The organism is Streptomyces sp. CNH287, assembly GCF_000424825.1.
In genome coordinates this window covers 57,696-71,143 of sequence record NZ_AUKQ01000011.1, presented here as the reverse complement: position 1 = coordinate 71,143, position 13,448 = coordinate 57,696, and the positions used below count along the sequence as shown (strand labels likewise).

Sequence of the window (13,448 nt, the reverse complement as noted above, 5' to 3'; positions counted from 1 at the left end):
CTCCCCGCCCTGCTCACGCGACGGTCACGGCAGTCGGTACGGACGCCGTCCCCGCGCGTTCCGGCCCCGCTTCGGGGGCGGCCGGCACGAGGTGGGCGCTGACCGCGCGCAGCTTCTCGCGGCTCTCCTCCAGCTCCCGTTCCGGGTCGGAGTCCGCCACGATGCCGGCCCCGGCCCGCAGCCAGGTCCGGCCGCCCCGCCGCAGGACGGTGCGCAGCACGAGGGCCGCGTCCAGGGTGCCGTCGGCCCCCAGCCGTACCACCGCACCGCTGTACAGACCGCGTTCGCCTGGTTCGGTACGGCGGATCGCCGCGAGTGCGGGCCGCTTGGGTATCCCGGAGGCGGTCACGGCGGGGAACAGCGCGGCGAGCACGTCCCACCGGTCGCGGCCCGGCGCGAGCCGGCCGCGCAGCCGGGAGGCGAGGTGCTGCACACTCCCGCGTTCCGCCACGGACATGAACTCCTCGGTGCGTACCGACTCCGGTCGGCACACCGTGTTCAGCTCCTCCTGCACCAGGCGTACGGAGACGGCGTGCTCGTACACCTCCTTGGCGTCATGGTGCAGCTCGGCGCGGCGGACGGAGTCCGCGCCGAAGTCCCCGGTCAGCGCCCGGGTACCGGCCAGCGGCTGGGCGGTGACCAGGCCGTCGGCGTCGATCCGGGCCACGATCTCGGGGCTGAACCCGGCGGCCTCCCACCCGCCGTGGCGCAGCAGGAAGGAGCGGGCCGGGAGATGGCCGCGCCGCCCCGCCACATACGTGGCCGGCAGGTCGAGCGCGTCCGGCACGGACACGCTGCGGGAGACGATGGCCTTGTCCAGCTCCCCGGCACGGATGGCGCGTAGGACGTCGGCGACGGCTCCTCGGTACCAGTCGGCGTGTTCCTCCAGGTCGACGGTGAGGCGTTGGGCGGGGGGCTCGGCGGCCGAGGCCACGGCGGCGCGCAGCCGCCGCTCCAGCGCGTCGAGTGCGCGGGGGTTCTCGGCCCGCAGGAGGGCGCCGGAGGAGGTCAGTTCGATCTCGCGTTCCGGGACGACGAAGCGGGCGAGGGCCTTGCCCGCAGGCGCGTCGCCGCTGTGGCAGGCGTGGGCGAGTTCGAAGGAGATCCAGCCGTGTGCCGTGCCGATGCCGCCGGTCTGCTCACGGAGGAGTTGCCCGGCGGCGGCCAGCGGGTGGGAACCGGCGGGCGGCTCCGCGCCTCCCGCGTCCGTGCCGTGCCGCCGGGCGGCTGTCCCGTCCACCTCGACCACAGCGGACTCGCCCTCGCTCCATACGACGGAGCCGCCGTGCTCGTACAGGAGATGGGGCGCGTCGGTGGCCTTCGCGAGGGCGGCGGCGACGGCCACGGGATCGGCGGCGAAGGGGAGTCCGCGTTCGGGGAAGGGGGCCCGGTGGGTCACGGGAGGTTCTCGCTTTCCAGTCGACAGCGGGCACCGGCCGCTGCGGCGGTTCGGGTGACGTCCGCGAGGAGGCGCAGTACCGGCTCGCGTCGGGGGGTGAAGTAGAAGTGCCCGCCCGGGAAGGCGCGCAGGGCGAAGGCACCGGTGGTGTGCGTCGACCACGAACGGGCCTGGTCCTCGTCGACCTCGGTGTCCGTCTCGCCCAGCACGGCGGTCACAGGGCACTCCAGCGGCGGGGCGGCGGAGCGGTGATAGGTCTCCGCGAGCTTGAAGTCGGCGCGCAGAGCGGGCAGATAGACGGAGCGGACGGCCGGGTCAGCCAGCACCTCGCCCCCGGCTCCGCCCAGCCGGATCACCTCCGCCACCAGGTCGTCGTCGGGCCGGGTGTGCATGTCGCCTCGGGCCGGCAGAGAAGGGGCGCGGCGGCCGGACACCACGAGATGCCCGGGCGCGGCTCCCCAGGCGGTCAGCCGGAGCGCGATCTCGTAGGCGACGACGGCACCGAAGCTGTGGCCGAAGAGGACCAACGGCCGGTCGGTCAGGGGCAGTAGCGCTGCGCAGACCCCCGAGACCAGGGTCCGCAGATCCTCGGCGGGCGGTTCCGACAACCGGTCCTCCCGCCCCGGGTACTGCACGGCGGACAGCTCCACGTCCTCGGGGAAGGCGGCTCCCCAGGCCGCATACGGGCCTGCCGTGCCACCGGCGTGCGGCAGGCAGACCAGGCGGGCGGAAGGACCGTGCCGGGGTGTTCGACAGCGCAGCCAGGCGTCCGTCACGTGCGTTTTCTCCCTTCGGCGGAGCGCGTCCGACGGGGCAGGACCGTCCCGGCACCGCACACGAGGGGTGCGGGCCGGCGGGAGCGTCGGGCTCGGCCATGAAAGTCTTATTGAACATAATTGTCAATGTCATTAAGGTTGACGCCACCCCCGCAGGCCGACACACGAGGTGGGTCGCTTGTAAGGTTAGCCTTGCCTAAGCTTCACCGCTAGTGACACCTTCCTCAACTGCCCCAACTCCCTCTTCAGCAGCGGCCCTTCACGCCCGCCCCTCCCGCTCGTCCAGCTCGCGGGGGCCTTTCTTCGCATCGGAGTTCCATGCCCGGCATCCCGTCCCCCGACCGCCGCGTGACGCCCTCTCACCTCACCCGGCGCAACGTGCTCTCCCTTCTCGGGCTGGGCGCCACCGCCGTGGCCGCCCCCTCCCTCGCCGGCTGCACGTCCGGCGGAGCGGCCGCGCCCACCGTGACCGGTACGCCCACCGGCAAGCCCCGGCGCGGCGGGATCCTGCGCCTCGCCTTCGCCGGGGCGGGAGCAGACGAGTCACTCGACCCCACCGTGAGCAGCTCGCCCTGCGACCTCGCGCGCTACGCGGTCGTCTTCGACGTGCTCTTCTTCTTCGCCGACGGGGCGCCCAAACCCTCCCTCGCCACCGCGGCCAAGGTCGACGGCAAGACCGGAGACTGCGTCCTGACACTGCGTCAGGGAGTGCGTTGGCACGACGGAACGCCCTGCACCGCCGCCGACGTCGTGCACACCCTCCGGCATCGCGCGTCCCCCGACCGCGCCTTCCCCAGCGAGCTGTCGGCCTACTTCGACCTCGCCGCCGCCGAGGCACGCGGCAAGCACACCGTCGTAGTACCGACCGTCCAGCCGGCCGGCGACCCGGCCACGCTGTTCGCGGGCGCCGAGCTGTACGTCATCAAGAAGGGCACCTCGTCCTTCTCCCCCGGCAGCACGGTCGGCACCGGGCCCTACCGCGTGACGGCATTCACGGCGGGCGTCGAGACCCGGCTGGAGCGCCACGACGACTACTGGGACGGCAAGGGCTACGCGGAGAAGCTCGTCCTGCTCAGCGTCGACGACGCACAGGCCCGGGTCAACGCGGTCAAGGACGGCCAGGCCGACTACGCCTCGGACATCTCCTTCACCACGGCGAAGGCGGGACCGCCCGGAGCCGGCCTCCAGATCCGTGACGCGGGCGCTGACCTGCGTACGACCTACGGCTTCGTCCTCAACGTCTCCCGCGACCTGCCCTCCGATCCCCGCGTGCGGCAGGCGGTCAAGCTGGGAATCGACCGTGAGGCACTGGTCGAGGCCGTCTTCCTCGGCTATGGAGAGCCCGCCAACGACCTGTTCGGTGCCGGGGCCGAGTACTACCTCGACAGCGTTCCCGTCCCCAGACGCGACGTGCCGGAGGCGAAGCGGCTGCTGAAGGCTGCCGGCGCCACGGGCAAGCCCTTCGTGGTGCGCACCTCCCCCTACGAGACGGGGCTGAACGCCTCCGCGGAGCTGTTCGTCGAGCAGCTCAAGGGCCTCGGCCTGGACGCCTCGCTGGTCAAGACGACCATGGCCGAGGGGTACGACCCGGCCGGCATGAAGGCGTGCGACGCCATCTCCTTCCCCCTGGGCCCCGTCTCCCTGGCCCTCGCCTACACGCGGTCGGCCGCCTACGAGACGCTGGCCTTCCCCGACGAGGAGCTGACGAAGGCCGTCGCCACTGCGATATCCACCACCTCCGAGGCCGCCCGGGCCGACGCCTGGGCCAAGGCCCAGCGGGTCATGGCGGACCGGGGGAACTGGGTCGCCTGGGGCCGCGGTGACGTGCTGAGCCTGGCCGGGAAGACGGTGACGGGCTTCGAGAACCGCGCGTCACCGAAGTACCCCTGGCTGGGGAAGGCCGGGTTCACTTCGTGAGAAGGGTCACGGTCCGCTACGTCGCCGGCCGGCTCGTGACCGCGGCGGCCATGCTGGCCGCGCTGTCACTGCTGGTCTACGTCGGCGTGGACCTGCTCCCCGGCGACCCGGCCACCGCCCGGCTGGGGCCCGGCACCAGCCCGGACCAGGCGGCGGCGGCACGCGAACGGCTCGGCCTGGACGAGCCGTTGGCCCAGCGTTACCTGGAGTGGGCGAGCGGTCTGCTCCACGGCGACCTGGGCACCTCGGCCAACGGCACCCCGGTGGCCGACATGCTCGCCGGCCGCCTCGGCAACACCGCCGTCCTGACCGTACTGACCATCCTGCTCCTGGTCCCCCTCTCCCTCACCCTCGGCGTCGCTCTCGGCCGCCGGGCGGGCCGCCGGGCCGCCGGCACCGGGTCGGTCCTCCTTCTACTGACCACGGCGGTACCCGAGTTCGTGGTCGGGGGCACGCTGGCCCTGGTGGTGGGCGCGCAGCTGGGTTGGCTGCCGGCGACGTCGCTGGTTCCCGCCGACGCCTCGCCGCTCGCCCACCCTGACGTGCTGGTACTGCCGGTGCTCAGCCTGCTCTGGGTGAGCCTCGCCTACGCTACGCGCGTGGTCCGGGCGCAGACGCTGGTCGCGTTGCGTGCCCCGCATGTGGAGGCGATGCGGCTCAACGGCATTCCCGAGCGGGCCGTCCTGCGCCAGGCCGTACTGCCCGCCGTGCTGCCCCCCGCCGTGCAGATCTGGCTGGTCAGTTCGGCAGGACTCCTCGGCGGCACGGTCCTCGTGGAGGTGGTCTTCAGCTACCCCGGCATCGGCAAGGTGCTGGTCTCCTCCGTCAGCACCGGTGACCTGCCGGTGGTGCAGGCGCTTGCGATGATCATGGGCGCCCTCACCCTGCTGGCCACCATCATCGCGGATGTCGTCGGCACCGCGGTCGGAAGAACGAGGTCCGTATGAGTGCCCACGCCCCGCCGCCGAGCGGTGTCCACCGCTCCCCGCCACCGCCTCCACTTCCCAGCCCGTCCCCGCGAAGCGGCGGGGCGCGCGCCCTGCCCGTGGGCGCCCTGACCGTGGCCGCCCTGGTCGGTGTCGTCGTGGTGGCCGGGCTGGCCGGACCGTGGCTGGCGCCGCACTCCGCGACCGAGTCGGTAGCGGCACCGTACGCGGGTCCCGGTTCCGCTCACCTGCTCGGCACCGACCACCTCGGCCGCGACGTGCTCTCCCGCCTGCTGCGCGGAGGTCCGCCGACACTGCTCACCACGGCGGGCGCCACCGCGGTCACCGTGGTGCTGGGCACCGCGGCCGGACTGCTGGCGGCCTTCGCCGCCCACCGCCGGCCGGCCGCCGAGGGCGTCGTCATGCGCCCCTTCGACGCCCTCGCCGCGCTGCCGCCCATGCTCGCGCTCCTGCTCGTGCTCACCGCCGTGCCCAGCCGTACCGGCGTCGTGCTCGCGGCCTGTGTGGCGGGCGTCCCCCTGTCCGCCCGGGTCATCCGGGCCGCCGCCCTGCCCGTCCTGCGCAGACCCCACGTGGAACTGGCGGTGGCCCGGGGCGAGCGGGTGACCTGGGTGATGCGGTACGAGGTCCTGCCGCTGATCGTCACCACCGTGCTCGCCGATGCCGGGCTGCGCTTCGTCTTCTCCCTCTACCTGGTCAGCGCCGCCGGTTTCCTGGAACTCGGGGTCTCGGGCTCCGACTGGGGGACCCTCGTCCACGAGGCCCTCCCCGGTGCCGCGCTCCAGCCGTACGCGCTGCTGGCACCGCTGGTCCTGATCGCCGCCCTGGCCGTGGGCGTCAACCTGCTGTCCGACGCCCTGACCCACCACGACCGCGAGAAGTGAGGCGGGAGATGCTCTGCATCGAGAACCTGCGACTGAGTTCGGCCCGCGGCCCGGTCCTGCGGGGGGTGTCCCTGGCCGCCGACGCGGGCGAGGCCCTGGCCGTGGTCGGCGCGTCCGGCTCCGGGAAGACCACCCTGGCCCTCTGTGTCCTGGGGCATCTGCGTCCGGGCATCTGCCTGGACGGCGGACGGGTCCGCGTGGACGGACACGACACGCTGCCCGTCCCCCACCCCGAACTGCGCGGCCGTGCCGTCGCCCACCTCGGGCAGGACGCCGGCACGACCCTCAACCCCTACCGGCGCCTGTCGAGCACGTTGCGCACCGCTCTGGGGACACGGGACGACCACCGCGTGCAGGCCCTCCTCCAGCGTGTCGGTCTGCCCGCCCCGCTCGCCCGCCGCAGGCCCGCCGAACTCTCCGGAGGCCAGCAGCAACGCGCGGCCCTGGCCGTGGCCCTCGCGCGAAACCCGCGGCTTCTGGTGCTCGACGAACCCACCTCCGCCCTCGATCCCGCGGCGAAGGAGGAGGTCCGCGCGGAACTCGCCCGCGTCCGCGAGGCCGGTGTCGGCCTGCTGTGGATCACCCATGACCTGTCGTCCGTCGAGGGGCTGGTCGACCGGGTCGTGGTCCTGGACGGCGGCCGGATCGCGGAGGACGCCCCGGCGTCTCGCGTCCTGGCCTCTCCGGCGTCCGGGGCGGCGAGAGCGCTCGTGGACGCCGCGTCGCCGGCGGCCGGCCGGAGAGCGGCGACCAAGGGCGGGACGCCACCGGTCCTGCGTGCCGAAGGGCTCACCGCGGTCCACGGCTCCAGGCGGGTGCTGGAGAACGTCGGACTCACCGTGCACCCCGGGCGGTGCCTGGCCGTCACCGGCGCTTCGGGCAGCGGCAAGACCACCCTGGCGCGCTGCCTGGCAGGGCTCCACCCGCCCGCCGGCGGGACGGTGCTGCTCGACGAACTGCCGCTGCCGGGACGCGCGCACAAGAGAGGAGTCCGGGACCGGGCGGCCGTCCAGCTCGTACCGCAGAGCCCGGCGGAGACCCTGCATCCGCTGCGGCCGGTCCGCGACGCGCTGGTACGGCCCCTCCGCGTGTTCCGGGGCATGCGGGACCCGCACCAGATCGACGACGAGATCGCGCGTCTGCTGTCCCTGGTCCACCTCCCGCCGGAACTCGCGCGGCGACTGCCCGGCCGGCTCTCGGGCGGTCAGCGCCAACGCGTGGCTCTCGCGCGGGCGTTGGCCGCGTCCCCGCGGGTCCTGCTGTGCGACGAGATGACCTCCGCGCTGGACTCGGTGACGCAGGCGTCCGTACTGGACCTCGTACGCGATCTGTGCGAGGGGCAGTCGCTGGGGCTGCTCGTCATCACGCACGACCCGCAGGTGGTGCGCCAGGTCGCCGACGACGTCACGGTGCTGAAGGACGGCGGGCTGCGGCGGCGCGGCCTCGTGGGCGCCGACCGGCCCGCCTGACGCGCCGTCTCCGGCGGGCGGGCACTGTCAGTGCCGGGTGGCAGCATCGGACATATGACGGGCATCGAGGCATTCGACTGGCGGGCCTTCCTGCTCAGGTGGAGCGAGGAATGGGCGGATTCCCTCGCGCACGACGCGAACCACGGCGAGGACGAGGCCGCACGATCGGCCCGATGGCTGGGGTCGCCGCCCGCGTCCGAGGAGCGGATCGCCGCCATGGAGGAGCGCCTCGGCCGGCGGATGCCCCCGTCGTACCGGGAGTTCCTCAAGGTCAGCGACGGGTGGCGGCACGCGGGCGGTTTCGTGACGCTGCTGGCGGGGACCAGGGACGCGTTCTGGCACGACAACGCGTCGGGCCTGGCGGACATGTTCGAGGAGCACCTGGACGAGGATGCCGGGGCCGAGGAGTGGCGGGAGGCGGACCTCTGGCGGCGCGGCCTCCAGCTCGAAGTCGAGTCCGACGCGACCTACGTCCTCATGGATCCCGAGGACGTGGATGAGGACGGCGAGTGGGCCGTGTACACGTGGGCGGGCTGGCGGGCCGCGCCACCCAAGCGCTACGCGAGCTTCGCCGAGTTCATACGGGACATGCACCGGGAGTTCCACAGCCTGCGGGCGCAGCCTGGCGACGGGGAACCGGCGTTCGACAACGCCACGACGCGAAGCCTGGACGGCCTGGTGGAAGAGGCCCGGCTGGCGGCACTGCGCGGCGACTGGGAACAGGCCGTCAGGACGCTGGACGAGGCCAAGGGGTACGGCAGGCCACGGGCGGCCGGCCTGGGCGACCAGATGCGCCGCCTGCTCGGACAGAGCGACATGGTGGGCTTCCATGAGCTGGCGACGGATCCGCGGTACGCGGCCGAGTTGCTGCCGCCGCTGGTCGCCGAACACGCGGCGCACTCGTACCGGGACGACTCCACGCTGAAGTTCTCCGTGCGGGGAGCAGACGAGGACCTGGTAGCGCTGGCCCGCGCGACGCTGGCCCGGGTGCGCGAGGGCACCTACCGGTACACGCCTGGCGGACCGTTCGGGGAGGCGGTCGAGAGGGCACGGGAGCTGGCGCGGTGGGGAGAGACCGACGGTGCGTGGCGGAGGCTGATGGACGCCCTGCCGCTGTGGGAGCGGCTGGGACCGGACCACCTGGCGCCGCTGGGGTGGGTGGCCGACCCGTTGCTCGGACCGCTGCGGACCGAGGCACGGGGCCGCTAGCTGCTGTCCACCCCCGGGCCGGGCAGCCGGGCGAGGCACCGGAGCCGACACCCGGGCTCGACCCGGGCGGTCTGGCGTGGCTCGCAGAGCCTGAGTCAGGCGGCGGCCGCACCTCATACCGGTTCGTCCTGGTGGAGGGCGTGGAGCCCGAGGAGTTGCCCGGGCGCCTCACGGAGGGGACAGGTGGGGATGCCGGCATGCTGAACGCACCCATGACGTCCTGGGAAGCGCGCACGAAGCGGGGCAGCGTGCTTCCACCTCTCGGTGGCGCTGGACGGCGTCGAGCAGTACGCGTTCACCTACGTCGACGGAGAGGTCCGATCGAGCGGGGACGTACCGCCGGCGCTGGACCCGAGCCGGTTCTTCGGGGACCTGGAGGACGGTGCCGACGGTGCCCAGGCGGACGGTGCCGGAGAGCACCGTGCCCAAACGGAACGGTCGCTGCTGGAAGCGATCGCCGGGGAGTTCGGTGCCCGTCTGCCACGCCATGCCCTCACGTCCGGTCGGCTGCACACCTTCACCAGCCGCTCCTGTACGGGCCTGCGGCGCTCCGTTGCCTGTTGCATGTATGAGGCGCGCCAACTGGAGCCAACCTGATCGGTCTGCTTGTGGACGACGCTGGTGTCAGGGCTCAGGGGCCATACGAGTATGCGGTACTCCTCGGCCACTTCCTCGGAGATGCCGTCAGGACAGTGATCACGGCCCCGCACATGTACCCGGATACCGTACTGGCCGGGTCCGTACGGAGTCAGCAGGGGCAGATCAGGTCCGGCCTCCATGACGGAACGGACACTGACCTGCCCGGCTGCGGTGTAAAGGGTGTGATCCACCACGTCGTCCCAGCCGTCCGTGGCCACTGAGCCCGGTCGGTGCGAGTGAACCTCCACGGTGACCGCTACACAGCCGCCGCTGACACCGGTGAGGATCACGGCGATACCGCTCTGGGAGAACACCAGGCCATTGACCGACTCGATATCGACGGGGAAAGCTGCCATCGGGTCGGCGAGGGCGAACATCCTGTAGTCGATGTGCACCAGCGCTGTGCCCTGCGCGACCTGTTCGGACTCAGCCATGGCGAGAGCCTAGAAGCACTTCGGACACTCGCCGTAGTCTCAGGTGGAGTCCGATCCACGATGGCGCCTTAATGGCCAGGTGGCCCGAGTCAGGGTGGGGTCACGCCTGGCAGGGCGCGGCGAGCTTGCCGTTGCCCCGTCACTCGCGCGCCGTGTCCCGGGGCAGGATGCCGGCCGCGCTTGCGGCGTTCAGCCAGTCGGGGAACTCGTTCAGCAACTGGTCGTAGAGCACAGCGTCGCCCACCGAGCGCGGCGTGGCGCCGGCGTGGAAGAAGCCGGTGTTGTCGACGACCCGCTCGGCCGGGACGGCGAGGTCGTCGAGCTTGTGCAGGAACGCGAACTCGTTGTCGTGCGGGTCGCCGAAGCCGACGAACTGCCAGAACAGCGGCAGCCGTGCCGCCTTGCACACGTAGCGCTCAGCGGCCGGTCGGCTGGTCGGCCCGCCGTCGGTCTGGAACACGACCAGGGCGGGGGCCCGGCTGTCCGAGACGAGGTAGTGGTCGATGACCGCATCCATCGCCCAGTGATAGTTGGTGCGACCCATGTGCCCCAGACCCTGGTGCAGCGCGTCGATCCGGCCGCTGTAGTGGGACAGGCTCAGGTCGGCGGCACCGTCGACGTCCGTGGAGAAGAACGTCGTGGGCACGATCCCGTCGTCGTCCAGGTGTGCGGACAGCGCAAGCACCTGCTCCGCGAAGTGCTGCATGGTGCCGTCCTTGTAGTACGGACGCATCGAGCCCGACCGGTCGAGTACCAGGTAGACCGCTGCGCGCTGACCGCCCAGGTCGTGCTTGCGCAGGCTGACCGCGGCCGACTCGTAGTGCTTCACCAGGCCCGGTGCCTGGGCGCGGACCTTCACCAGACTGATCGCCGGTCCACGCTCCGCAGACTGGCCCGTCGCCGCCATCACCAGATTCCCCCGCTTCCGTGGTCCAACTTCGATCGCTCCGGCGGCGGTATCGATGGCTGACAGATCTGTCCCCAGCGGCATCACCAGGACTTGCACGCCTGCCGAACTCCACGAATCCCCCACCCTCTCACTTATCTGCCCAACAGCCATGTTCACCCACCACCACTGCCGTTACTCAGAGGAGCGGGCACCGGTCACGGTCATGGCGTGCGCGCCCAAAGCCGCGCCGGTGAGCAAACAGGCCACGGCCACACCGGCACCACTCGCGCCAGCACGGCGAACCGGCGTGGCACGAGGAGGCCCAGCAGCGGACAGCACCACGCCAGGAACACCAGCCGGGGAAGCCACGTCTCCGCCCGGTCGTTGACCTGCTGGCACCAGGCGACGCAGTCGCTCCCCGAAGTTCTCGGTGAGCGCTCCGACGCCGCCCCAGTCCGAGGGTGAGCAGCACGGCGGCGGTGAGCGCGCCCGCGAGGGCCGGGAGGCGGCGGGCGGCAGGGGCGGGCGGCGTTAGCGGAGTGGGTGTGTCCACGCGTCAGCTCCTCCCGCTCCCAACGGTGCGCGCCAGCCTGCGCGCCGCCGACCCCGGCCCCTGGATGGCCGGACGGCCGGTGAAGCCCGTCTTCCGGCGCCTGGCGTGAGGTGAGGTGAGGTGGCACCGGGTCAGTGGCGCCGACGCCTGTCGCGGGCATCGGCCGTCCGGTCCACCAGCCACGCCGTCACCGGCGCCACCGCCAGCGCCGTGCACCAGCCGCCGAAGGCGTCGGTCGGGTAATGCGCTCCCAGGACGACCTGCGCCCAGCCCATGGCAGCGCCGGCGACCAGCGCCGCCGCGACCACCAGCGCCATGCCGACGGCCCGGCCAAGGCCGAGCCACCCGGCCACGACCAGCGCCGCCATGAAGGCGAAGGCGGTGAAGAAGGCGGTGTGCCCGCTCGGGTAGGACAGGTGCACGTCGTGGATGGTGCGCCCCACCAGGGGTTTGGCCAGCCTCGTGGTCACCACCGTCAGGCCGGAGCCGACGACCACGAGCACCGCCGCGCGAGGGCGCCGAAGCAGCAGGCAGCACGCCACGGCGGCCACGACCAGCGCCGCCGCCCCGGCGGGCTCCCCCAGGAAGTCCGTGGCCAGCGCGGCCTGCCGCCACGGCTCCCGCACCCCCTCCGCACCCGGCTGTATCCACGAGTCCACCGTGCCGGGGCGGCTGCGGTCGGCCCAGAGGAACCCCAGCACGACGGCCGTCAGCGCGGCGAGGGCGGCCATCACCGCCAGCGGCGCGCACAGCGACGGAGGCAGCACCGCATGCCCCGGTCTGCCGGTAGGCGGTGCCCCTGCTGCGGCCGAGCGATCCGGCGCCAACTCCCCGCCCACGAGCCCCCCGTCGAGTACGCCTGGCCCCACCCCGCGCGGGGCCGTTCAGCCTCGCTGCCCGCCAATTTAGCCGGTCTCGCGGCCGGGCGAACCACCGTCGGCCGAACTGCCGGCAGCGGGTTGACGTGTACGGAGCAACACAGCCTCCGCATGCGAATCTCCCGCCGCGGGCACAGAAATCCGGGTATGACCCGGCGAAGGTTTTCCGGCCCGACACTAAGGCAGTCCAGATTTTCCTCCGGGATGCGCTTCGCCGTGCTACTGTACTTCTCAGTTGCGGTTGTGGTTCCCAAAGACTTCGAGTGCATTTGTCGGCACTGATGCCGATAGGTGCATTTTTGTATTTCCGGTACTTGTTTCCGGACGGGGTAATCATCGCGGCGATTCGTGGTCCGCACAGTGTGGGCCCATGGGTATTGCCCCGAAGGAGATATGACATGGCTACAGGCACCGTGAAGTGGTTCAACTCGGAAAAGGGTTTCGGCTTCATCGAGCAGGACGGTGGCGGCGCTGACGTGTTCGCCCACTACTCGAACATCGCCGCCACCGGCTTCCGCGAGCTCCAGGAAGGCCAGAAGGTGAGCTTCGACGTCACCCAGGGCCAGAAGGGCCCGCAGGCGGAGAACATCACCCCCGCCTGACGCTGAAGCGTCCGGCGTAGCCGGGGCCGCCCCTCTGGGTGCGGCCCCGGCTTCTTGCGCTACCGGGGCGCCCAACTCCGGGGCATACTGGTCGCGTTCGTGCGGAGAGCGGGGGAATCCATGCGTCGGACGCGTGTCGGCACCGCCATCTGTGCCTCCCTGCTGGCCGGTTCACTGGCGGGTCCGCTGACCGGCTGCTCGGACTCCGGCCCCGTCAGTCCGCTGGTCGGCGAATGGACGGCGGACGGGACACAGCCCGGCGGGCACCTCCACTTCGCCGACGGGGCCACGATCCGCGTCGGCGAGGACGGCGAGGCCGTCCTCGGCCTCGCGCCCAGCAACCTGTGCGGTGGCGCGAAGGTGACGGCCGAGGAGGACACCGAGGACGGGTCGGACTACCGCATCGCGTTCTCGGCGCGGACCTCGTGCGTCACCGTGGACGTGCCGGTCAGCCTCGACGTGACGGTCGAGGGCGACACCTTGGAGGCAAGCGTCACCGGCTCGCCGACGGCACAGACCTACCACTTCCGCCGCGACGGGGGATGAATCCCCTCCGGTCCGGCGGGGCTTCGGGTTCGGGTTCGGCCTGGAGTTCGGGTCCGGCCGACAAGCGCCGCGGGACAGCCCTCAGAGTCTGCTGAGCGCCTGCATCGCTTCGCGTTCGACGCGCGAGAGCGTCTGGAGGACGGCGCCGGCCCGCACGAGGTCCCCCACATCTTGAGGGTGAAGGAGCGGTGCCTGGCGGTCATGGGGCCGCGCGCCGCCCCTGCCCTGGCAAGGGCGGCGCGCCCGGACGAGACGGCTCCGCCCTGCGCGGCGGTGTCCACCAGGTAGGCGTACTGCCCGTTCAGC

10 protein-coding genes and 2 pseudogenes are annotated in these 13,448 nt (G+C 72.3%); 7 read left to right on the top strand and 5 right to left on the bottom strand.

Annotation, left to right across the window (positions count from 1 at the left end):
- Positions 1-13: 13 nt before the first annotated feature.
- Together H299_RS33655 and H299_RS0111745 are read right to left on the bottom strand one after the other, a co-directional pair.
- Entirely contained in the window at positions 14-1,399 is a 1,386-nt protein-coding gene (locus tag H299_RS33655; protein WP_037758728.1) for a salicylate synthase, read from the bottom strand.
- Positions 1,396-2,175, bottom strand: a complete 780-nt coding sequence (locus tag H299_RS0111745) for an alpha/beta fold hydrolase (RefSeq protein ID WP_027748561.1) — start codon at positions 2,173-2,175, stop codon at positions 1,396-1,398. Before H299_RS0111745 ends, H299_RS33655 begins: the two co-directional genes overlap by 4 nt.
- 318 nt (positions 2,176-2,493) lie before the next feature.
- On the opposite strand from H299_RS0111745, the gene H299_RS0111740 reads away from it, so the two are divergent.
- From H299_RS0111740 to H299_RS33640, 5 genes and pseudogenes are all read left to right on the top strand, one after another.
- Positions 2,494-4,092, top strand: coding sequence for an ABC transporter substrate-binding protein (locus H299_RS0111740; protein ID WP_051262366.1), 1,599 nt, complete (start codon positions 2,494-2,496; stop codon positions 4,090-4,092).
- Positions 4,089-5,039: an ABC transporter permease gene (locus tag H299_RS0111735; RefSeq protein WP_027748559.1), complete on the top strand. Its 951-nt coding sequence runs from the start codon at positions 4,089-4,091 to the stop codon at positions 5,037-5,039. Before H299_RS0111740 ends, H299_RS0111735 begins: the two co-directional genes overlap by 4 nt.
- Positions 5,036-5,923 (top strand): ABC transporter permease subunit, encoded by an 888-nt coding sequence (locus tag H299_RS33650; protein ID WP_078512659.1) that lies wholly within the window; start codon positions 5,036-5,038, stop codon positions 5,921-5,923. Before H299_RS0111735 ends, H299_RS33650 begins: the two co-directional genes overlap by 4 nt.
- A gap of 8 nt (positions 5,924-5,931) precedes the next feature.
- Positions 5,932-7,392 carry an ATP-binding cassette domain-containing protein gene (locus tag H299_RS33645; RefSeq protein WP_051262365.1) on the top strand — a complete coding sequence of 487 codons (1,461 nt, stop codon included), beginning with the start codon at positions 5,932-5,934 and terminating at the stop codon, positions 7,390-7,392.
- Positions 7,393-7,446: 54 nt separating this feature from the next.
- Positions 7,447-9,198 (top strand): annotated as a pseudogene (locus H299_RS33640) (SMI1/KNR4 family protein).
- 615 nt (positions 9,199-9,813) lie between these two features.
- Here H299_RS33640 and H299_RS0111710 read toward each other — a convergent pair.
- Both H299_RS0111710 and H299_RS0111705 read right to left on the bottom strand, forming a co-directional pair.
- Complete coding sequence (locus H299_RS0111710) at positions 9,814-10,581, bottom strand: vWA domain-containing protein (RefSeq protein ID WP_027748557.1); 768 nt, start codon at positions 10,579-10,581, stop codon at positions 9,814-9,816.
- 666 nt (positions 10,582-11,247) lie between these two features.
- A complete protein-coding gene (locus H299_RS0111705) occupies positions 11,248-11,847 on the bottom strand; it encodes a phosphatase PAP2 family protein (protein WP_051262394.1) in 600 nt (199 codons plus the stop codon).
- A 545-nt stretch (positions 11,848-12,392) separates the two neighbouring features.
- On the opposite strand from H299_RS0111705, the gene H299_RS0111700 reads away from it, so the two are divergent.
- Together H299_RS0111700 and H299_RS0111695 are read left to right on the top strand one after the other, a co-directional pair.
- The gene (locus tag H299_RS0111700; protein ID WP_027748555.1) at positions 12,393-12,596 is read left to right on the top strand and encodes a cold-shock protein; all 204 of its coding nucleotides are present in this window, start codon (positions 12,393-12,395) and stop codon (positions 12,594-12,596) included.
- Between the two features lie 120 nt (positions 12,597-12,716).
- Positions 12,717-13,142 (top strand): hypothetical protein, encoded by a 426-nt coding sequence (locus H299_RS0111695; protein WP_027748554.1) that lies wholly within the window; start codon positions 12,717-12,719, stop codon positions 13,140-13,142.
- 173 nt (positions 13,143-13,315) lie between these two features.
- Here the strand turns inward: H299_RS0111695 and H299_RS40390 are convergent.
- Positions 13,316-13,432: pseudogene (locus H299_RS40390) on the bottom strand (lantibiotic ABC transporter); the annotation flags it as partial.
- Positions 13,433-13,448: the final 16 nt, after the last annotated feature.

Coding starts and splice junctions, on each gene's coding strand:
- H299_RS0111740 (WP_051262366.1), top strand. CDS start 2,494: ATGCCCGGCATCCCGTCCCCCGACCGCCGCGTGACGCCCTCTCACCTC.
- H299_RS0111700 (WP_027748555.1), top strand. CDS start 12,393: ATGGCTACAGGCACCGTGAAGTGGTTCAACTCGGAAAAGGGTTTCGGC.
- H299_RS0111705 (WP_051262394.1), bottom strand. CDS start 11,847: ATGGCCGCCCTCGCCGCGCTGACGGCCGTCGTGCTGGGGTTCCTCTGG.
- H299_RS0111710 (WP_027748557.1), bottom strand. CDS start 10,581: ATGGCGGCGACGGGCCAGTCTGCGGAGCGTGGACCGGCGATCAGTCTG.
- H299_RS33650 (WP_078512659.1), top strand. CDS start 5,036: ATGAGTGCCCACGCCCCGCCGCCGAGCGGTGTCCACCGCTCCCCGCCA.
- H299_RS0111695 (WP_027748554.1), top strand. CDS start 12,717: ATGCGTCGGACGCGTGTCGGCACCGCCATCTGTGCCTCCCTGCTGGCC.
- H299_RS33645 (WP_051262365.1), top strand. CDS start 5,932: ATGCTCTGCATCGAGAACCTGCGACTGAGTTCGGCCCGCGGCCCGGTC.